At 66.8% G+C, this 20041-nt stretch carries 21 protein-coding genes; 12 read left to right on the forward strand and 9 right to left on the reverse strand.

From position 1 onward, the window contains the following. Positions 1-22 precede the first annotated feature (22 nt). Complete coding sequence (locus AC3WS4_RS02385; protein ID WP_056351978.1) at positions 23-238, reverse strand: hypothetical protein; 216 nt, start codon at positions 236-238, stop codon at positions 23-25. 166 nt (positions 239-404) lie between these two features. Here AC3WS4_RS02385 and AC3WS4_RS02390 point away from each other — a divergent pair, with 166 nt between their 5' ends. Continuing rightward, positions 405-1745: a PQQ-dependent sugar dehydrogenase gene (locus tag AC3WS4_RS02390; protein WP_492739992.1), complete on the forward strand. Its 1341-nt coding sequence runs from the start codon at positions 405-407 to the stop codon at positions 1743-1745. An 8-nt stretch (positions 1746-1753) separates the two neighbouring features. Further along, a complete protein-coding gene (locus AC3WS4_RS02395; RefSeq protein WP_492739991.1) occupies positions 1754-2020 on the forward strand; it encodes a hypothetical protein in 267 nt (88 codons plus the stop codon). 16 nt (positions 2021-2036) lie between these two features. Here AC3WS4_RS02395 and dnaN read toward each other — a convergent pair whose 3' ends face one another. Further along, complete coding sequence (gene dnaN, locus AC3WS4_RS02400) at positions 2037-3152, reverse strand: DNA polymerase III subunit beta (protein WP_056349029.1); 1116 nt, start codon at positions 3150-3152, stop codon at positions 2037-2039. A 174-nt stretch (positions 3153-3326) separates the two neighbouring features. Between dnaN and AC3WS4_RS02405 the strand changes: the two genes are divergently transcribed. Both AC3WS4_RS02405 and AC3WS4_RS02410 read left to right on the forward strand, forming a co-directional pair. Next, positions 3327-3824 (forward strand): hypothetical protein, encoded by a 498-nt coding sequence (locus tag AC3WS4_RS02405; protein ID WP_492739990.1) that lies wholly within the window; start codon positions 3327-3329, stop codon positions 3822-3824. Positions 3825-3828: 4 nt separating this feature from the next. After that, positions 3829-4518 (forward strand): aspartate/glutamate racemase family protein, encoded by a 690-nt coding sequence (locus AC3WS4_RS02410; protein ID WP_492739989.1) that lies wholly within the window; start codon positions 3829-3831, stop codon positions 4516-4518. A gap of 414 nt (positions 4519-4932) precedes the next feature. On the opposite strand, the gene AC3WS4_RS02415 is transcribed toward AC3WS4_RS02410, so the two are convergent. Then, positions 4933-5814, reverse strand: coding sequence for a LysR family transcriptional regulator (locus tag AC3WS4_RS02415; protein WP_492739987.1), 882 nt, complete (start codon positions 5812-5814; stop codon positions 4933-4935). A gap of 151 nt (positions 5815-5965) precedes the next feature. Between AC3WS4_RS02415 and AC3WS4_RS02420 the strand changes: the two genes are divergently transcribed. Then, a complete protein-coding gene (locus AC3WS4_RS02420; protein WP_492739986.1) occupies positions 5966-6301 on the forward strand; it encodes a UrcA family protein in 336 nt (111 codons plus the stop codon). A 68-nt stretch (positions 6302-6369) separates the two neighbouring features. On the opposite strand, the gene AC3WS4_RS02425 is transcribed toward AC3WS4_RS02420, so the two are convergent. Beyond that, positions 6370-6762 carry a winged helix-turn-helix transcriptional regulator gene (locus tag AC3WS4_RS02425; protein ID WP_492739984.1) on the reverse strand — a complete coding sequence of 131 codons (393 nt, stop codon included), beginning with the start codon at positions 6760-6762 and terminating at the stop codon, positions 6370-6372. 114 nt (positions 6763-6876) lie between these two features. Between AC3WS4_RS02425 and AC3WS4_RS02430 the strand changes: the two genes are divergently transcribed. The 4 genes from AC3WS4_RS02430 (at position 6877) to AC3WS4_RS02445 (ending at position 10077) form a co-directional block, all read left to right on the forward strand. Further along, positions 6877-7620: an SDR family oxidoreductase gene (locus AC3WS4_RS02430; RefSeq protein WP_492739983.1), complete on the forward strand. Its 744-nt coding sequence runs from the start codon at positions 6877-6879 to the stop codon at positions 7618-7620. A gap of 182 nt (positions 7621-7802) precedes the next feature. Then, positions 7803-8147 carry a hypothetical protein gene (locus tag AC3WS4_RS02435; RefSeq protein ID WP_056349005.1) on the forward strand — a complete coding sequence of 115 codons (345 nt, stop codon included), beginning with the start codon at positions 7803-7805 and terminating at the stop codon, positions 8145-8147. A gap of 77 nt (positions 8148-8224) precedes the next feature. Further along, positions 8225-9469, forward strand: a complete 1245-nt coding sequence (gene rlmN / locus AC3WS4_RS02440) for a 23S rRNA (adenine(2503)-C(2))-methyltransferase RlmN (protein WP_492739981.1) — start codon at positions 8225-8227, stop codon at positions 9467-9469. 149 nt (positions 9470-9618) lie between these two features. Beyond that, positions 9619-10077, forward strand: coding sequence for an outer membrane protein (locus AC3WS4_RS02445; protein ID WP_056348999.1), 459 nt, complete (start codon positions 9619-9621; stop codon positions 10075-10077). 333 nt (positions 10078-10410) lie between these two features. Here AC3WS4_RS02445 and AC3WS4_RS02450 read toward each other — a convergent pair whose 3' ends face one another. Next, the gene (locus tag AC3WS4_RS02450) at positions 10411-11475 is read right to left on the reverse strand and encodes a L,D-transpeptidase family protein (RefSeq protein WP_492739978.1); all 1065 of its coding nucleotides are present in this window, start codon (positions 11473-11475) and stop codon (positions 10411-10413) included. A gap of 135 nt (positions 11476-11610) precedes the next feature. Between AC3WS4_RS02450 and AC3WS4_RS02455 the strand changes: the two genes are divergently transcribed. Further along, the gene (locus tag AC3WS4_RS02455; RefSeq protein WP_492739975.1) at positions 11611-12258 is read left to right on the forward strand and encodes an MOSC domain-containing protein; all 648 of its coding nucleotides are present in this window, start codon (positions 11611-11613) and stop codon (positions 12256-12258) included. Between the two features lie 104 nt (positions 12259-12362). Here AC3WS4_RS02455 and AC3WS4_RS02460 read toward each other — a convergent pair whose 3' ends face one another. Continuing rightward, complete coding sequence (locus AC3WS4_RS02460; protein ID WP_492739974.1) at positions 12363-13076, reverse strand: arylesterase; 714 nt, start codon at positions 13074-13076, stop codon at positions 12363-12365. Between the two features lie 16 nt (positions 13077-13092). Between AC3WS4_RS02460 and AC3WS4_RS02465 the strand changes: the two genes are divergently transcribed. Further along, on the forward strand, positions 13093-13809 hold the full coding sequence (locus AC3WS4_RS02465) for an ABC transporter ATP-binding protein (protein WP_492739972.1): 717 nt from the start codon (positions 13093-13095) through the stop codon (positions 13807-13809). Beyond that, positions 13809-16310 carry an ABC transporter permease gene (locus tag AC3WS4_RS02470; protein WP_492739971.1) on the forward strand — a complete coding sequence of 834 codons (2502 nt, stop codon included), beginning with the start codon at positions 13809-13811 and terminating at the stop codon, positions 16308-16310. Before AC3WS4_RS02465 ends, AC3WS4_RS02470 begins: the two co-directional genes overlap by 1 nt. Here the strand turns inward: AC3WS4_RS02470 and AC3WS4_RS02475 are convergent. From AC3WS4_RS02475 to thrS, 3 genes are read right to left on the reverse strand one after another with little or no spacing between them, the layout of a single operon-like run. After that, positions 16307-17068 (reverse strand): TSUP family transporter, encoded by a 762-nt coding sequence (locus AC3WS4_RS02475; protein WP_492739970.1) that lies wholly within the window; start codon positions 17066-17068, stop codon positions 16307-16309. The genes AC3WS4_RS02470 and AC3WS4_RS02475 overlap by 4 nt on opposite strands. Next, on the reverse strand, positions 17065-17931 hold the full coding sequence (locus AC3WS4_RS02480; RefSeq protein WP_492742605.1) for a metallophosphoesterase: 867 nt from the start codon (positions 17929-17931) through the stop codon (positions 17065-17067). Before AC3WS4_RS02480 ends, AC3WS4_RS02475 begins: the two co-directional genes overlap by 4 nt. Continuing rightward, the gene (gene thrS / locus AC3WS4_RS02485; protein WP_492739968.1) at positions 17928-19931 is read right to left on the reverse strand and encodes a threonine--tRNA ligase; all 2004 of its coding nucleotides are present in this window, start codon (positions 19929-19931) and stop codon (positions 17928-17930) included. The genes AC3WS4_RS02480 and thrS overlap by 4 nt, the downstream gene beginning before the upstream one ends. Positions 19932-20041 lie beyond the last annotated feature (110 nt).

The raw sequence follows: 20041 nt of genomic DNA on the forward strand, positions 1-20041 counted from the left end.
AAGTGAAAGAAACGCTAGGGAGTCAGTGCACCGTGTCGAGGATGTCCTCGACCGACAGATAGACGATCAGTCGCTCGATCTGGCGCCAGCGCGCGAAGTGGATGTGGTTGCCGAGCACGCGATACTGCTCGGCGCGCGCCGCGGCTGCAAACCCCGCCTCGTCGCCATGCTGGTGGATCAGCGCATGCGCGTCGTCCACCGCGGCGCGGTCGGAAAGAAAAGGTGCTGGCAGCTGCATGGTGTCCCCGATCATGTCGGGACCGCTCTACGCCCCCCGCCTCACCGCGCCGTTCCCAATAGTGCTGAACAGGCGGGTAAGGTTAATCGCAAGGCGCTTCGAGTTAACCATGGCAGGCCGCGTTTCGCCTCTTTGACCTTGCCCGCAGCGCGTGTAGACATGAGCCATGCGCAAGATCCTGAAATATGTCCTCATCGCCCTGCTGCTGATCCTGGTCGTCGCCGGCATCGTCCTTTACGCGATGTCGCGGCCCGATGTGGCGCGCTTCTCGACCGCAGAGCTGAGCGGCCGGGTACCCGTGATGGCGCCGCAGGCGTCGCAGACGATCCCGACGATGAACGTGCCCGAGGCGACCAAATGGCCCGCCGGAGAGGCGCCGCGCGCCGCCGCAGGGCTGAGCGTCGCACGCTTCGCGGAGGGGCTGGCGCATCCGCGGACGATGTTCGTGCTGCCCAATGGCGACGTGCTGGTCGCCGAGAGCGAGAGTCCGCCGCGCGATACCTCTGGCATCGAGGGTGCGGTGATGGGCCGGATGATGAGCAAGGCGGGCGCCGGCGGTAAGTCGGCGAACCGCATCAGTCTGCTCCGCGACGCCGACGGCGACGGCAAGGCCGAGGTCAAGACCGCCTATATCACCGGCCTCAACTCGCCTTATGGTATCGCGCTGGTCGGCAAGACACTCTATGTCGCCAACACCGACGCGCTGCTCGCCTTCCCCTATGTCGAGGGCGAAACCGCGATGAGCGGCAAGCCGAGCAAGATCGCCGACCTGCCCGCCGCGGGCACCAACCGCCACTGGACCAAGAGCCTGGTCGCGGCGCCCAACGGTTGGCTCTATGTCGGCGTCGGCGCCGACAGCAATATCGGTGAAAAGGGCCTGGCGAACGAAGCGCGGCGCGCGCGTATCCTGGAAATCCGCCCCGAACAGAAATATGTCCGCACCTTCGCGGCGGGCATCCGCAACCCCGTCGGGCTCGGCTTTTATCCGGGCAGCGACCAGTTGTGGACCGTGGTCAACGAGCGCGACATGCTCGGCAGCGACCTGGTCCCCGACTATCTGGCCGAGATCGACGAAGGCGATTTCTATGGCTGGCCCTGGTATTATTGGGGCGGCTTCGTCGACACGCGGGTCGCGCCCGATGCCGACGACCGGCGCCAATATGTCAAGCGCCCTGAATATGCGCTCGGCGCCCACACCGCGCCGCTGGGGATGACCTTTACTCAGGGCCTCGACCTCGGCGAGCGCTGGGCGAACGGGGCTTTGATCGCCCGCCACGGATCGTGGAACCGCGAACCGGTCGCGGGGTACGACGTGGTGTTCGTGAAATTCGGTGCCAATGGCAAACCCACCGACACGCTGCCGATCACCCTGCTCGACCAGTTCCTTGCCAAGGACGGCAAGACGACGCGCGGTCGCCCGGCCGATGTGAAGGTCGCGAAGGACGGCAGCGCGCTGATCGCCGACGATACCGGCGGGGTGATCTGGCGGGTGGCTAAGGCGGGGTAGGTCCGGGGGTGAGCCGCCTCAGCTTCGCCCGGACGATACAATTTCTCTTTATTATTATCGGCGCCTGCGCGCTGCTGCTTCCGAGCACGCGCAACGCGGATTTCGATGCCAAATATTTGCTGTTGGTCGTGGGATCGCTGCTGCTTGCGATAGTCTTCATGGCGCTCAAATGCCCCCGCTGCGGATACAGCCTGTACCGCACGAGAAACTATCGGATAAACCTGCTCGTCCCGGCAAGCCGGACGTGTTCGCACTGTCAGGCCAAGCGCGACTGACGCGCCCGGTAAGGACTTAGACCCGCATCGGCATCAGCACGTACAGCGCCGGGCTCTTCTCGCTCTCGCGGATCAAGGTCGGGGCGTTGGCGTCGGCAAGGTGCAGTTCGACGGTGTCGCCGTCGACCTGGCCGAGGATGTCGCTGAGGTAGCGGGCGTTGAAGCCGATCTCCATCGCCTCGCTGTCGTACACGGCCGCGACCTCTTCGGCGGCGGTGCCGTTCTCGGGGCTGGTGACGCTGAGCGTGATGCGGTCCTTGTCGAGGCCGACCTTGACCGCGCGGGTCTTTTCGCTGGCGATCGTCGAGACGCGGTCGACGCCCTGGAACAGGCTTTTCGGATCAACCTTCAAGAGCTTGTCATTCGCCGTCGGGATGACGCGGCTATAGTCGGGGAAGGTGCCGTCGATCAGTTTCGAGGTCAGCACGGCGTTGCCGAGCTGGAAACGGATCTTGGTCGCCGACAGGCTGATTTCGACATTGCCCTCGGCCTCGTCGAGCAGCTTGCGGATCTCGCCGACGCATTTACGCGGAACGATCACGTCGGGCATCGCGCTGGCGCCGTCGGGGCGGGTCACCGTGTAGCGGGCGAGGCGGTGGCCATCGGTCGCCGCGGCCTTGAGCACCGGGCCGGTCGCATCTTCGGCGACGTGCAGGAAGATGCCGTTGAGATAATAGCGCGTTTCCTCGGTCGAGATCGCGAAGCGCGTCTTGTCGATGATCTGGATCAGCTCGGCGACCGGCAGTTCGAAATTGGTCGGCAGTTCGCCCTCGGCGATCACCGGGAAATCGTCGCGCGGCAGCGTCGGCAGGTTGAAGTTCGAGCGGCCGGCCTTGACCTGCATCTTGCCCTCGGCAGCGGCGAGGCTGACCTCGGCGCCCTCGGGCAGCTTGCGGGCGATTTCGAAAAGGGTGTGCGCCGAAACGGTGGTGGTGCCGGGGGTTTCGACCCGGGCGGCGATCGTCTCGACCACCTGCAGGTCGAGGTCGGTCGCCATCAGCTTGAGCTGGCCCGATGCGTCGGCCTCGATCAGCACGTTCGAGAGGATGGGAATCGTGTTACGCCGCTCGACCACCGACTGGACGTGGCCAAGGCTCTTCAACAGTATCGCGCGTTCGATCGTCGCTTTCATTGTTATTCCGCCATCCTGTATGCTCGTGCGGGAGAAGTCCCTCAGGGACGGGTACCATGGGCGCCTTCGCACCCCGATTCCCTGCCCCCATAAAATGTCTTCCTTCCTTAACGCGCCTATGGCGCCGTGCAAGCCATGCTTGCAAAGCATCCCCAATCGCGCAATCGAGGCGCGATGCGCCGCGCCCTCCCCTTTTTGCTGATGCTGGCGGCGGTGCCCGCCATGGCGGTGGCAGCGCCGCGCACCGCGCTCGGCATCTTCGACGGCTGGGGCGCCTTTCGCGACCCCGCGGCGCCGCGTTGCTACGCGATCGCCGCCCCCGCCGCGACAATCGGGACGCCGCAGGTGAAGGCCTATGCCAGCGTCGGTTACTGGCCCAAATCGCGCATTCGCGGCCAATTCTACGTCCGCCTGTCGAAAGCGCGACGCGCCGGCGGCGAATTGCGGCTGACGATCGGCAGCCGCCGCTTCATCCTGACCGGCAACGGTGCGCATGGCTGGGCGAGCGACGCGCGGATGGATGCCGCGATCATCGCCGCCATACGATCGGCGCCGAGCATGAGCGTCGAGAGCGTGTCGACGAGTGGCGGGTCGATCGCCGACACCTATCGCCTGCGCGGCGCGGCGACGGCGATCGACGCGGCGGCGCTGGGCTGTGCAAGACCGGGATGATGCGATGAAGACGATCGGCCTGATCGGCGGTTTGAGCTGGGAAAGTTCGGCGCACTATTACCGCCTGATCAACGAGGGGGTGAAGGCGCGGCTCGGCGGGCTGCATTCGGCGCGCGTGCTGATGCTGTCGCTCGACTTCGCGCCGATCGCCGCGTTGCAGGCGAGCGGCGACTGGGACGTGCTCGACGGACAGATGGCCGAAGCCGCGAGGTCGCTGACCGCAGGCGGCGCCGAGATGCTGCTGATCTGCGCCAACACGATGCACCTGTGCGCCGGGGCGGTCGAGGCGGCGACCGACGTGCCGCTGCTCCATATCGCCGACCCCGCCATCGCCGCGATCCGCGCGGCGGGATATACGCGCGTCGGGCTGCTCGGCACCGCCTTCACGATGGAAAAGCCCTTTTACACCGGGCGCATGGCGGCTGCGGGGATCGCGGCGATCATCCCCGGCGATGCCGACCGCGTGACCGTCCACCGCATCATCTATGACGAACTGGTGCAGGGCGTGATCCGCGACGAATCGCGCGCCGAATATCGCCGCATCATCGCGGCGCTGATCGCCGATGGCGCCGAGGCGATCGTGCTCGGCTGCACCGAGATCATGCTGCTGGTCGATGCGCGCGACAGCGCGGTGCCGCTGTTCGACACGCTGGCGCTGCATGTCGAGGCGGCGGTGGAGATGGCGTTGGCGTGAAGCGGGGCGCGCGAGAAATGGCGTAACTCCGCCGAACTTAACACTGGAATCGTGGTTGACGATGCGCCCGGGCGCAGTCGTCACCCCGGGCTTGACCCGGGGCCTGCCCTCCTTCGATCCGGCGATCCCAGAAGAAAAAGGCGGGTCCCGGGTCAAGCCCGGGATGACGAGATGGGGCTGGCAACCCGGGAGGCGCGGAAAACTGCGCAACTTTACACTGAAATGCCATTCGGGAGCGCGAGGGTAAGCACCTAAGGGCACAAAGGTCCCCGATGCGTGGCGCGAAAATGGGGCCTTTGTGCCCTTAAGCAACCCGGTGTCGGCGAAGCCTTTGGGCAGGCGTGCAGCGTATGATTTGCCGTTCATCGACCAGCTTGGAGCATGACGATCTTTTTTGGGAAAGCGGTTTTTCGGCTATTCGCGCGCCAGCTTAGTCAATTCCTGCGCCAGGAAATCGAGCACCGTCCGCACCCGCGGCACATGGCGCAGCCGTTCGTGGGTCAGCAGCCATAGCCCCGTCGTGTCCTCGGTCTTCGGCGGGATGCAGCGGATGAGGTCGGGTTCGCGATCGGCGAGGAAGGCGGGGAGGATGGTGAGGCCCATGCCCGAGCGCACCCCGGCGAGCAGACCCGAGGCGCTGTCATATTGCATCACCACCGATTCCTCGAGCCCGTACTGGCGCAGCCATGCCTGATAGGGTTCCCAGACCCCGCCGCCGCCGCCGATGAAGGGGTGGGTGGCGAGCTGCTCGCGGCTGTGCGGGATGCCGTGGCGGTCGGCATAATCGCGGCTGCTGTAGAGCGTCCAGGGGTTGTCGGCGATCCGGCGTCCGACCAGCCCCGCACCCGTCGGCTGCTTGCTGCTGCGGATCGCGATGTCGGCGGCGCCCGCCGCGAGGTCGCGCGGCTCGTCGGCGGTGTCGAGGCGGATGTGGATTTCGGGATGTGCCGCGCGCAGGTCGCGCAGGATCGGCGGCAGGATGGTGACCGCGAAGATTTCCATCGTCGTCAGGCTGACCGCGCCGCCGGCGTCGCGCGAGCGCGCGCCCGCCGCCTCGCCGAAGCGGTCGGCGGCCTCGCGGACCGCCAGCGCGCTCGCGAGCATGCCCTCGCCCGCCACGGTCAGCGCATAACCCGCCTGCCGCCGCTCGAACAGGGTGAGCCCGGTCGCCTCCTCGAGCGCGGCGATGCGGCGGGCGACGGTGGTCTGGCTGACGCGCAGCGCCTGCGCCGCCGCCAGCGTGCTGCCGGTTTCGGCGACCGCGAGAAAGGATTTGAGGTCGTTCCAGTCGAACATGGCGTCTTGTGCGTCATATGCCCCGTGCGCGCATTCTGCAATTTTGCAGAACGGCTTCGCAACATCGTTGCTCCCGCAGCGGCACCGCAGGGATTATCTGGGCTTCACCGGCTTCCTCCCCTCCTCTTCAGCCGGCCGAAGGAGACACAAGATGAAAAAGCTTCTGATCCTCGCCGCGCTGGCCGCCGCCTCGTTCGGCCAGCCCGCTTTCGCCCAGACCGCGCCGGCCGCCGCGCCGCGCACCGTGGTCGTCCAGCATTCGGACCTCGACCTGCGCAGCGAAAGCGGGACGAAGGCGCTCGACCGCCGCATCTGGCGCGCGGTCGTCGACGTGTGCGGCACCGCATCGGACTTCGACCTTGCGGGCAAGAATGACGTGCGCGAATGCCGCCGCGACACGCGGCTCATCGCTTCCAAACAGGCCGATCTGGTGGTCGCGGGCGTGTCGCGCGATCCATTGATCCAGGTCAGCTCGATCCGAAACTGATCGGCGGCTCCACCTTGCAGGACCCGTCAAAGCCGGGGCCATGATTCGGGCACGATCATGGTCCCGGCTTATCCCCGCGCGTCGAACGTCGACCGCGCGCTTGCCACCTTTTCCAGATTGGCTTCGGCCCAGGCCCACACCCCGCAAAAGGCTTCGCCCAAGCTGTGGCCGAGGTCGGTCAGGCAATATTCGACTTTCGGCGGGACGACCGGATGCACCGTCCGCACGACAAGGCCGTCGCGTTCCATCGCGCGCAGCGTCTGGGTCAGCATCTTCTGGCTGATGCCGGGAACGCGGCGCGACAATATGGTGAAGCGGCACGTTCCGTGATCCTCCAGCTCCTCCAGAACGAGTAGGGTCCATTTGTCGGCGACTCGGCCGATCAGTTCGTTGACGAGCGTTTCGACGCGCGGATCGACCGGCGCATTGGGATCATAGACGATTTTTTCAGGTGCAGGCATGGCGGAAAATCCAAATCTCTCTTTTGGGTAACTATGGCACTTTTGGGTGCCTTCTTTCTTTTGGAGAGTATAGGCGTATTTGGGTCTTCTCACCATCCCCCAAGGAGACAGACCATGAAAACCACCGGCAACACCATCCTCGTTTCGGGCGGCGGCTCGGGCATCGGGCTGGCGCTCGCGCAGCGCTGGCACGACGCGGGCAACCGCGTCATCATCACCGGGCGCAACACCGCGAAGCTGGACGCGGCGATCGCGGGGCGGGCGAACATGGAGGCGGTGACGCTCGACGTCACCGATGCCGATGCGATCGCGGCCTTCGCCAAGGACATCGTCGCGCGCTTTCCCGCGCTCAATATCCTGGTGAACAATGCCGGCATCATGAGCGCCGAGGATGCCAGCGCCAAGCGCGACCTGGCGCAGGCCGAGGCGACCGTCGTCACCAACATCCTCGGCCCGATCCGCCTGACCGACGCGCTGGTCGACCATCTGGCGGCGCAGGACGACGCCGCGATCGTCAATGTGACGTCGGGGCTGGCGTTCGTGCCGCTGCCCAAGGCGCCGACCTATTCGGCGACCAAGGCGGCGATGCACAGTTACTCGGTCGCGCTGCGCATCCAGCTGGAGGGCAAGGTCGAGGTGATCGAACTGGCGCCGCCCGCGGTGCGCACCGACCTGACCCCCGGTCAGTCGACGCGCGAGGGCTATATGCCGCTCGATGAGTTCGCCGACGAGGTGATGAGCATGTTCGCGGTCGAACCCACGCCTGCGGAAATCCTGGTGCAGAATGTCCTGCCGCTGCGCCATGCCGAGGCGAACGGGAATGTCCCCGCGGTTCTGGGGATGTTGAAGTCGCTGTGACATGATTCCCCTCCCTTGCAGGGAGGGGATAAAATTGCGCTGTCCACTCCGAATGGGACACTTAGTTACATAAGCGCTTGCCCCCCCTCCCCCATTGGCGCATGATCGTCCCCGAACGATACGGAAGACGCCCTCACGGCGCGCCGTTCGGTCGCAACGGCAATGGAGAGGGAGATGCCGGAATGACTGTAGTAAGCCGCTGTGATGCGGAAGCCCGCGAGCGGCACCGGACGCTCGATTTCATCGGCCTGCGCGCGCATGCGACGACGGTCGGGCTGATCCAGCTGTGCGAGGAATTGCTCAACGCCGGGATATTGAACCCCGACGCGCTCGAACGGATCAAGGGCGCGATCCGCTCCGAACTGACTGTCAGCAACGCCCGAATTTCGAACCAGCCGACCTTTGACGACACGCTGAAACGCCGGCTCGACGCGATTTTCCCGAAATGCCCCGGGGAACCGCCCGCGGAGCATGTCGGCCCGCTCGAACAGTTCGAAGAAGCGCTGGGCGAGACGCGCGCGCATTGACCTCACGCCGCCCCTCTCCTGACGGGGAGGGGCTTGTCATTGCCTAAACGCGGCTTCCGCCCTATAGGGCCGCGATCATGCAGATCCCCGGCCATATCGACCCCGTTACCACGGGCACCGTCCCCTTGCGCGGCGGCAACCGCATCGACCTCGTCGGGCTGACCCGCGACGCCATCGGTGGCGTGCTGGTCGAGGCGGGACTAGACGCCAAGGCGGCGAAGCTGCGCGCCAAGCAGATCTGGCACTGGATCTATCACCGCGGGGTCACCGATTTCGAGGCGATGACCGATATCGCCAAGACGATGCGCCCCTGGCTGACCGACCGTTTCATCATCGGCCGCCCGACGGTGCGCGAGGCGCAGGTGTCGAGCGACGGCACCCGCAAATGGCTGCTCGCCGCCGCCGACGGCCAGGAATATGAAATGGTCTTCATCCCCGACGCCGATCGGGGAACATTATGTGTCTCAAGCCAGGTCGGCTGCACGCTCAATTGCCGTTTCTGTCACACCGGCACGATGCGGCTGGTGCGCAACCTCGCGGCGGGCGAGATCGTCGGGCAGGTGATGCTGGCGCGTGACGAACTCGGCGAATGGCCCAAGGGCACGATGGCCGGCTTTGGCCCCGATCCCGAGGACGACGACGAGGACGAAGGCGGTCATTATACCGCCGACGGCCGCATCCTGACCAACATCGTAATGATGGGCATGGGTGAACCGCTGTATAATTTCGAAGAGGTCAAGGGCGCGCTCAAGATCGTCATGGACGGCGACGGGCTCGCGCTGTCGCGGCGCCGGATCACGCTGTCGACGAGCGGCGTCGTGCCGATGATGGCGCGCGCGGGCGAAGAGATTGGCGTCAACCTCGCGGTGTCGCTGCACGCGGTGTCGAAGGAAATCCGCGACGAGATCGTCCCGCTCAACCGCAAATATGGCATCGAGGAACTGCTGCAGGCGTGCGCCGACTATCCGGGCGCGGGCAATTCGCGGCGGATCACCTTCGAATATGTGATGCTGAAGGACAAGAACGACAGCGACGACGATGCGCGCGAGCTGGTCCGGCTGATCCGGGAATATGGGCTGCACGCCAAGGTCAATCTGATTCCGTTCAATCCCTGGCCCGGCGCCATGTACGAATGTTCGACGCCCGAGCGGGTGCGCGCGTTCAGCAACCTGATTTTCAAGGCCGGGATTTCGGCGCCGGTGCGCACCCCGCGCGGGCGCGACATCATGGCCGCGTGCGGGCAGCTGAAAAGCGCCGCGACCAAGCCGACGCGCGCCGAACTCGACCGCATCGCGGAAGAGAAGCAGGCGGCCCTGGGCTGACAACCCTCCCCTGTGTTGCAAAAACAACACAGGTAAGAAAATTGTCACAATCTGAATGATCCGTTCATTGAAGCGACAGCCGAAAACGCCATTTAGGCGGCGGGTCGCGTTCCAAGGGACGCGTCCCGTCACTGATAAAGGAAAACAAAATGAAGAAATTCGCAGTTGCAGCCGCTCTCCTCTCGGCCGTTGTCGCAACCCCCTCGTTCGCTGCCGAAGGCGGCGAAGGCCATGTCGAAGTTCGCGGCGGCCTGATCACCGGCAACGGGATCGACGAAGGCACGCTCGGCCTCGCAGCAGGCTATGATTTCGACCTCGGCAGCACCGCGTTCGTCGGCGCCGAAGTCGCCGGCGACAAGGTCCTCGTCGATGGCGCGGATGTCCAGTTCTCGGCCGGCGGCCGCATCGGCGCCAAGCTCGGCACGAGCGGCAAGCTGTACGCCACCGGTGGTTACACCTTCAGCGACATCGACGATCCCTATGTCGGTGCCGGCTACCAGCACAAGTTCGGTTCGAACGTGTACGGCAAGGTCGAATATCGCCACCAGTTCGTCAGCAACTTCGGCGACTTCGACAGCTTCGTCGCCGGCGTCGGCTTCGCTTTCTGATTTTTCGGAAACCGAACGAAACAGGAAGGGCGGCCCCGCGGGGCCGCCCTTTTTCGTTGGGGGTAAGCGGGGACGGCGGGTTTGGGGCGTTAGCAGGCGTTTAAATCCTCCCTGTGGCGAAGCCATGGGGAGGGGGACCGCGCCCGAAGGGCGTGGTGGAGGGGCCGAAAGGTCGCGCGACGCCTACGGCGTCGGCCCCTCCGTCAGCGCTTCGCGCTGCCACCTCCCCATCGCTGCGCGACAGGGAGGATTTAAGGACCGTCCGCTCCCACCCCGAAGCCGTCGTCCCGGGATGATCCCGCAAGCGGCGCGATCACCCGATATCGACCGCCGTCAGTTCTGGAACACCGCCGCCGTCCCCGGCTTGACCATCTGCGCGAGGCGCGCGGCGTCCCAGTTGGTCAGGCGGACGCAGCCGTGGCTTTCGGCGCGGCCGATCGTGTGGGGTTCGTTGGTGCCGTGGATGCCGTAATGCGGCTTGTCGAGGTCGAGCCAGACGACCCCGACCGGACCGTTAGGGCCGGGTTGCAGCAGCTGCGCCTCCTTGTTGTCGCTGACGTCCCAGAACAGCTTGGGATTATAATGGAAGTCGGGATTGCGGCTGACGCCCTGGATCTTCCATGTCCCGATCGGCAGCGGATCGCGATGGCTTCCCATCGTCGCCGGAAATAAAGCAATGAGCTTTCCGTCGGCGTCATAGGCCTTGAGCACGCCCTCGCTCTTGTCGACGACCAGCTTGTCGGCGGCTGGCTGGGTCGCGGCGACCCCCAGCTTCTGCAAGGTCGCGCCCCAACCGCGCGGATCGTCGGCGGGCGCCAGCGGATCGACGTCGGGGATGTTCGGCACGCGCAGGACCTTACCCGCCCCGACCGGCGTTTCGGGGGTGTTGAGCGCGATGATCGTTTCGGGGGTGGTGTGGAAGCGTTCGGCGAGCGCTTCCATCAGGTTGCGATAGCCGAGCGCGGGAAGCTTCGCCTGATCGGCCGCGTCCTCGGGAAAGTCAGGAACGAAGGGTCCGGCCGCGAAGGCGGCGGGGATGACGACGAGGCGCGTCGCGGCGACATTGTTCCACTGCTGCATCTTCGCGAGCGTCGCGTCGTCGAGCTTGCCGCTTTCGTCGAGATCGTGCGCCGCCTGGAAACCGCGTAGCGCGGCGACATAGGATTGCCCTTCCTTGCCGTCGATCGCGCCCGGCGAAAAGCCGAGCTGGGCGAGGATCACCTGCGCGCGCAGGACCGGCGGTTCGGCGAAGGGCGTCGTCGCCTTGGCATCGGTAAAGCGGAGCGTGCCGGAATCGGCCGCAGCGGCGCGCTCGGCGGGTTTGTCATTCGGGCTTTCGGAGGGAGAATTGCATCCGGCAATGAGGATAAAGGCAGGCAAACAGGCAAAAATTTTCACGCGATGCTCCTGTGACGGGTTCGGCTTACCAACGTCGTGCGCCCGCGATGGATGCAAGGCAGGGTACCGGCCCGGCTTGTCTGCTCCTTGTTGCGGCGCTAGCGCGGAGTCCGGGCGACGCGACAGGAGGGCGGCATGGGCTATGCGATCGACGCGGTGCTGACCGGCAAGGCGCGCGTTTTCGGCGACAAGGGCGAGCCGAGCGCGATCGCCAAAACCCCCGTCACCGGGCCGTTGCGGGTCGGACCGCTGGGCATCGCGGACGACGAGCAGGCCGACCTCACCGTCCATGGCGGCACCGACAAGGCGATCCACCATTATCCGCGCGATCATTATGCCTGGTGGGCGGACGCGCTGGACGATCATGAACTGCTTGGTGCGCCCGGCGCGTTCGGGGAGAATATCTCGACTGCGGGGCTGGTCGAGCACGACGCGTGCATCGGCGACCGTTACCGGCTGGGCAGCGCGCTGGTCGAGATCAGCCAGGGGCGCCAGCCGTGCTGGAAGCTCGGCCATCGTTTCGGCGTCGCGAGCGTGCCCGCGACGGTGGTTAGGACGCAGCGCAGCGGCTGGTATTATCGCGTGGTCGAAGACGGCGTGGTCATGGCGGGCGACCGGTTGGAACTGGTCGGACGTCCGTTGCCCGACTGGAGCGTCGCGCGGGTGTTCGGGCTGTTGATCGGCGGCGCGGGCAAGCGCGAACCCGCGGCGCTGCGCGAGCTGGCGGAGATGGATGTGCTGGCCGAAACCTGGCGGGTGCGGGCGGGGAAATTGCTGGGCTGATCCCTCCCCTTTGTCATTCCCGCGAAAGCGGGAACCCAGGGGCGGGATAGCACAGCACTGGGTCCCCGCTTTCGCGGGGATGACGACGATATTGGAAACGGCCCCTATTTCGCGTCGGGCAACGCGTCCTCGACCAGCGGCGCCAGGCCCTCGACGATCACCCCGACGCCCTTGGCATTGGGGTGGACATTGTCGCCCAGCATCAGCGTCTTGTCGGTGACGACATTGTCGAGGATGAAAGGATAGAGGCTCGCGCCATATTTGGCGGCGAGGTCGGGATAGATCGGGTTGAACGCCGTGGCATAGTCGCTGCCCATGTTCGGCGAAGCCATCATGCCGGTGAGGACGACCGGGATGCCGCGTTTTTTCAGTTCGGCGAGCATCGCGTCGAGATTGGCGCGCGTCTCGGCGGGCCGGATCCCGCGCAGCATATCGTTGCCGCCGAGCCCGAGCAGGACGAGCGCGGGTTTGACCTTGGCATTGTCGAGCACGAAGGTCAGGCGCTGCAGGCCGGCGGCGGTGGTATCGCCCGAAACGCCGGCATTCTGGACGCGCGCGGGCGTGCCGTCGGCGGCAAGCGCCGCCTGAAGCTGGGGTGCGAGGCCTTCCTTGGGGCCGAGTTGGTACCCCGCGTAGAGACTGTCACCAAAGGCGATCACGAGCGGGGCGTCGGCGGGGACGGCGGCGACCTTGGTCGAAGCACTGGTATCCTTCGTCGAAGCCGCCGGGTTTTCCGCCGATCCGCAACCCGCGAGCGGTTGGCAAAGCGCGAGTCCGAAACCATATATTGCAAACGAGCGCCATCCGGCCTTGATCATTCCAAAGGGTCCCTTCTTGACCGAACCTTCCCGACCGCCGGCCGACGCCGCGATCGCCGCCCACAATGTGACGCTGACGCTCGGCAGCGACAAGGCCCCCGTCGAAATTTTGCGCGGCATCGACCTCAGCGTCGCCGCGGGGGAATCGGTCGCTTTGCTCGGGCCGTCGGGGTCGGGCAAAAGCTCGCTGATGGCGGTGCTCGCCGGGCTGGAGCGCGCAAGCGGCGGGACGATCCACGTCGCGCGGGCCGATTTCACGACATTGGACGAGGACGGGCTGGCGCGCGCGCGGCGCGGCCGGATCGGGATCGTGTTGCAGGCGTTCCACCTGTTGCCGACGATGACCGCGCTGGAAAATGTCGCGGTGCCGCTGGAGCTTTCCGGCCATGCCGATCCGTTCGGGCGCGCGGCGGCCGAACTGGAGGCCGTCGGCCTCGGTCACCGGCTGACCCATTATCCCGCGCAATTGTCGGGCGGCGAGCAACAGCGCGTCGCGATTGCGCGCGCGATGGCGGGCGAACCCGCGATCCTGTTCGCCGACGAACCGACGGGCAATCTCGACACCGCGACCGGCCATGCGATCGTCGACCTGTTGTTTGCGCGCGGCAAGGCGCTGGGCGCGACCTTGCTCGTCATCACCCACGACCCCGACCTCGCCGAGCATTGCGACCGGGTGCTGGTGATGCACGACGGGCGGATAGACGAGGAACGCGCCGGCAAGGCGCCGCGCTGATGCTCCCTCTTGCCTCGCTCTGGCGTATCGCGCGGCGTGACCTCGCGGCGCGGATTCGCGGGCTGCGGCTGCTGGCCGTGTGCCTGTTTCTCGGCGTCGCGACCCTCGCGGCGATCGGCAGTTTGACGCGCGGGATCACGTCGGAGCTCGAGACGCGCGGACAGACGATCCTCGGCGGCGACATCGAATTCGGGCTGCCGCAGCGGCAGGCGACGGCGCAGGAGATGGCGGCGTTTCGCGGCGTCGGCGACGCGTCGGCGACGGTGCGGATGCGCGCGATGGCGAATGCGCCGGACGGCGACGCTCTGCTGTCCGAACTGAAGGCGGTCGACGGCGCCTATCCGCTGTACGGGACGATGCGGCTGGAGAGCGGCGTCCGGCGCGGGCCGCCGCCGGCGGGGGCGATCTGGGTCGGCGCCGACCTCGCGTCGCGGCTCGACCTGCAGGTCGGCGAGAATGTGAAGTTCGGCGACAAGAGCTTCCGGATCGACGGCATCATCGCCGACGAGCCCGACCGGCTCGGCGAAGGTTTCACGCTAGGGCCGGTGGCGATCATCGGGCTGAACGATCTCGCGGCGACGCAGTTGATCCAGCCGGGCAGCCTCTATGAGAGCAAATATCGCGTCCGCCTGCCCGACGACGCCAATCCCGAGGCGGTCGGCAAAAGGCTGACCGGACAATTCCCCGAAGCGGGGTGGGAGATTACCGACCGCAGCAATGGCGCGCCCGGAACGCGGCGCTTCATCGAACGCATGGGGCAGTTTTTATCGCTGGTCGGGCTCGCGGCGCTGGTGATCGCGGGGATCGGGGTCGGCAATGGCGTCGCAAGTTATCTTGCGGGCAAGCGGCCGGGGCTGGCGACGCTGAAGGTGCTCGGCGCCGACAGCGGCACCGTTATGCGCATTTACGGCCTGCAGATTTTGGCGGTCGCGGCGGTGTCGATCTTCGCCGGCCTCGTCGTCGGCGCGCTCGCGCCCGCGGCGATTTCGGCGGTCGCGGGCGATGTTTTGCCGGTGAAGCCAGGGGTCGCCATCTATCCGCTGCCGCTGCTCATCAGCGCGGCTTACGGCCTGCTCATCGCGATCGCTTTCGCCCTGCCCCCGCTCGCGGCGACGCGGCAGGTGCCGGCGGCGGGGCTGTTCCGCGCGACGATCGACGGCATGGCGCGGCCCGAGAAACGCACGATCTTCGCGGTCGGCACCGCGCTGGCGGCGATTATCGCGCTCGCGGTCGGGACGGCGCGCGAGCCTTTGTTCGCGCTCGGTTTTGTCGGCGCCGCCTCCGGATTGCTGCTGCTGCTCGTCGGCATCGGCTGGCTGGTGCGCAAGGCGGCGAGCCTCGCCCCGCGGCCGAAGCAGCCGCTGCTGCGTCTCGCGGTGGCGAACCTGCACCGGCCGGGTGCGGCGACGGGGGCGCTGGTGGTGGCGCTGGGGCTGGGGCTGACTTTGTTCGTGACGCTCGCGGCGATCCAGACGAGCATCACCGCCGAGATTTCGCGCACCGTGCCGCAGCGCGCGCCGAGTTTCTTCGTGCTCGACATTCCGCGTGGCGGCGCCGCCGAGTTTCGGTCGATGGTGACGAAGGCGGCGCCCGATGCCGAGGTCAATATGATCCCGGCGCTGCGCGGCAGCGTCACCGAATTTGCCGGGCAGCGCGTCGACGAACTCGCCGAATTGCCCGAGGGCGCGTGGGTGCTGCGCGGCGACCGCGGGCTGACGTACAGCCCCACCTTGCCGAACGGAAGCGAACTCACCGCCGGGCGATGGTGGGCCGCCGATTACAAGGGACCGCCGCTGGTCAGCGTCGAGGCGGAGGTCGCGACCTCGCTGGGCCTCAAGATCGGCGATACGCTGTCGGTCAATGTCCTGGGGGTCGAGGTGCAAGGCAAGGTCGCGTCGTTCCGCACGGTCGAATGGGACAATTTCGGGCTGAACTATGTGCTCGTCTTTTCGCCGGGCAGCTTCGACGCGGCGCCGCACAATATGGTCGCGACGGTCGCGGTACCGCCGGCGGCCGAGGCGGAGCTGGCGCGCAGCATTCCGCGCGCCTTCCCCTCGGCGTCGCTGATCGCGGTGCGCGACGTGATCGGGCAGGTCACGACCTTGCTGACCCAGATGAGCCAGGCGATCGCGGCGGCGGCGAGCATCGCGATCCTCGCCGGCATCGCGGTGCTGATCGGCGCGATCGCCGCGAGCCGCGAGCGGCGGGTCTACGACAGCGTGATCCTGAAACTGCTGGGCGCGACGCGCGGGCAGATATTGGGGGCGCAGGGGCTGGAATATGCGGTGCTGGCGCTGATCCTCGCGGCGCTGTCGCTCGGCATCGGGCTGGCGGCGGGCTGGTATGTGGTGACCCAGCTGTTCGACTTCACCTTCGCGCCCGACCCGTTCGTGGTCGGGATGACGCTGCTCGGCGGGGCGGGATTGGCGTTCCTGATCGGGATCGCGGGAAGCTGGCCTTTGCTGTCGGTGCGCCCGGCGAGCGCGCTGCGGAGCCTCTAGCCCAGCAACCGCACCGCCGCCGACACCGCCGCGAGACCCAGCACGACCGCGACGATGCTGCGCCATATCCGATCGGGCACCCGCCCGAAAGCGCGGGTGCCGAGGTGGTCGCCGAGCCACATCGGCACGAACAGCAGCAGCGCCAGCAGGAACAGCTTGTGCGTCGCGAGGCCGAGCCACAGCGACGCGAGCGTTCCGGCGATCGCGGTCGCGAAGAAGATCAGCATCATCGATGCGCGCGCGACCGCGGGGACGATGCGCTGGCGCAGGTAGAAGGGCACGACGGGTGGGCCGGGCATCGCGGCGAAGCCGGTGAGAATGCCCGAGGATATTCCGGTCAGGCCGATCGCGACGCGCCCCGGCCTGTGGCCGTCGGGATGCTGCGGCAGGAACAGGACCAGGAACGCGCCGATCGCGACCGCGGCGATCAGCAGCCGCGCGACGTCGGGGGTCACCGCCTTCAGCGCAAGCATGCCGAGCGGGGTGGCGAGCATCGCGAGCAGCGCGATCGGCACCGCATTTCTGCGGTCGGCATCGGCGGCGATGCGCCTGAAGCCGACCGGCCCGATCAGCAGTTGCAGGATGATGCCGAGCACCACTGCCTCGCCCGGCGCGACGATCATGCCGAGCAGCGGCACGAGGATGATCGCCATGCCGAACCCGGTGAGGCCGCGCACCAGCGCTGCGCCGAAGGTCATCGCGGCAGCAATGGCGAAAAGCAAAGGCGACAGCCCGATCGCGTGCCAAGAGCCGGTCATCGCGGCGCGGCCTTGGACCCCAGCGTCACCAGCCACACGTCGGGCGGGACGCCATAGCGCAGCGGCAAGATGCTGGTGCCCAGCCCCGCTCCGACGAAGATTTTCTGGCCATGGTCGGTCATGTCGCCGCAGGCGAAGCGGTCGCCATATTTCGACGCGTAGCTGAGCGCGCCGACCAGCGGCAGCGCGATCTGGCCGCAATGGGTGTGGCCGGCGAACACGGCATCGACCGGCGCGCGCAGGTCGGGGACGATGTCGGGGCTGTGGCTGACGATGATGCGCGGTCCGCCGCCGAGCGCATCCATCGCGGCATAGGCGCGCTTGAGGCGCGCGTGGTTGGTGACCTCGTCATCGATGCCGCCGACGATCAGCGGCCCGCGCCGCACCGCGCCATTGCGCAGCACGGTGACGCCCGCAGCCTCCAATCCCTTCGCGATCGGTTCGGGCTGAAACCAGTAATCATGGTTGCCGAGCACCGCGACCACCCCGAGCCGCGCCTTCGCCTCGGCGAAGGGCGCGGTGAGTTCGGCGGCCGAGTAATGGCGCGTCGCGAGAGTCTTGCCGCTGTGGAAATCGCCCGCGAGCAGGATCAGGTCGGGATCGAGCGCATTCAGCCGGCGCAGGACCGCGCGTAGCCGTTCGGGCGGCATGTCGGGACCCGCGACATGGGTATCGGAGATCAGCAGTACCCGGAGCGGCGGTTCGCCCGCCGGCCAGTCGGCGAGCGCCAGCGTTGCGGTGCGCACGATCGGATCGCGCGACGCGTTCCACAGCCCCTTGCCGACCAGCGCGGCGCCGATCAACGCCAGCAGCATCAGCCAGCGCAGCCACCGGCGCGGCCGACGCTTTGGCGCCGCGCTCAACCGCGCAGGTCGGGCGGAGTCGCCTCGCCCTTGAGCATCGCGATCGCCTCGGCGAGCGGCATGATGCGCTGGCCGTCCTGACCGAGGGTGCGGATCGCGACCGTGCCTTCCTCGGCCTCGCGGTTGCCGACCACCAGCAGGTAGGGAACCTTGGCGAGGCTGTGTTCGCGGACCTTGTAGTTGATCTTCTCGTTGCGGACGTCGCTTTCGGCGCGAATGCCCGCTGCGACGAGCTGGGCCACGGCGTCGTTGGCATAAGCGTCGGCGTCGCTGACGATCGTCGCGACGACCGCCTGCACCGGCGCGAGCCAGGTCGGGAAGCGGCCGGCGAAATGCTCGATCAATATGCCGATGAAGCGCTCGTAAGTGCCGAGAATCGCGCGGTGGAGCATCACCGGGCGATGGCGCTCGCCATCCTCACCGATATAGCTCGCGTCGAGGCGCTCGGGCATCACGCGGTCGGACTGGATCGTCCCGCACTGCCAGGTGCGGCCGATCGCATCGGTCAGGTGGAATTCGAGCTTAGGCGCATAAAAGGCGCCCTCGCCCGGCAGTTCTTCCCAGCCATATTCCTCGGTCGCCATGCCGGCGCGCTCGACGGCTTCGCGCAGTTCGGCCTCGGCCTTGTCCCACATCTCTTCGGTGCCGAAGCGCATGTCGGGGCGCAGCGCGAGCTTCACCGCATATTTTTCGAAGCCGAGCTGTTTATAAACGCGGTCGAGCAGTGCGCAGAAATCGCGGACTTCGTCGACGATCTGGTCCTCGCGGCAGAAGATATGGCCGTCGTCCTGGGTGAACTGGCGCACGCGCATGATGCCGTGGAGCGCGCCGTGCGGTTCGTTGCGGTGGCAACAGCCCATTTCGGCCATGCGCAGCGGCAGGTCGCGATACGACTTCATCCCCTGGCGGAAGATCAGGACGTGCGCGGGGCAGTTCATCGGCTTAAGCGCCATCCACTCGGCGTCGTCGGAGACGATCGGCCCCTCGTCCTCGATGTTCGGCACCTCGTCGGGGATGACGAACATATTCTCGCGATATTTGCCCCAGTGGCCCGACTGCTCCCATTGGCGCGCGTCCATCACCTGCGGGGTCTTGACCTCCTGATAGCCCGAGCCGTCGATCGCGCGGCGCATATAGGCCTCGAGCTCGCGGTAGATGCGATAGCCCTTGGGGTGCCAGAAGACGCTGCCGTGCGCCTCTTCCTGGAGGTGGAACAGGTCCATCTCGCGCCCGATCTTGCGATGGTCGCGCTTCGCGGCTTCCTCGAGCCGGACGAGATGCTCGGCGAGTTGCTTCTTGTTGAGCCAGCCGGTGCCGTAGATGCGGCTGAGCTGGGCATTCTTCTGATCGCCACGCCAATAGGCGCCCGAGACGCGCGTCAGCTTGAACGCGGCGGGGTCGAGCTTGCCGGTCGAGGCCAAGTGCGGGCCGCGGCACATGTCCATCCAGCCGTCGCCCGAACGATAGACGGTAAGTTCCTCACCCTCGGGCAGTTCATGCGCCCATTCGGCCTTGAAGCTTTCGCCCTCGGCGGCCCATTTGGCGATGAGCTTGTCGCGGTCCCACACTTCGCGCGTCAGCGGCAGGTCGGCGGCGATGATCTTGCGCATCTCCTCCTCGATCAGCGGCAGTTCGTCGTCGCGGAACGGGCCATGCTCGGCGGTCGGGGCGAAGTCGTAGTAGAAGCCGTCGCCCGTCGACGGGCCGAAGGTGATCTGCGTGCCCGGAAACAGGTTCTGCACCGCTTCGGCTAGGACATGCGCAAAGTCGTGGCGGAAGAGTTCAAGCGCGTCGGCCTCGTCGCGGCTGGTGACCAGCGACAGGTTGGTGTCTTCCTCCAGCGGGCGCATGATGTCGCGCAGCTCGCCGTCGATCTTCGCGGCGAGCGCGGCCTTGGCGAGACCGGGTCCGATGTCGGCGGCGATCTGGGCCGGGGTAGTCCCGCGCGCGACTTCACGGGCAGAGCCATCGGGAAGGGTGACGCGGATCATCTGGGACATCGGGAAAATCGGCCTTTCTGGCGGGGTAAAACAGCGCCCCTTTGCCAGTATGCGATAGGAGCGGCAAGGGGCGGATTCGCAATCGGGCTTGCAATGTTACATTGTATCAT

It is taken from the genome of Sphingopyxis sp. EU05-FHT14B03, from assembly GCF_058790875.1.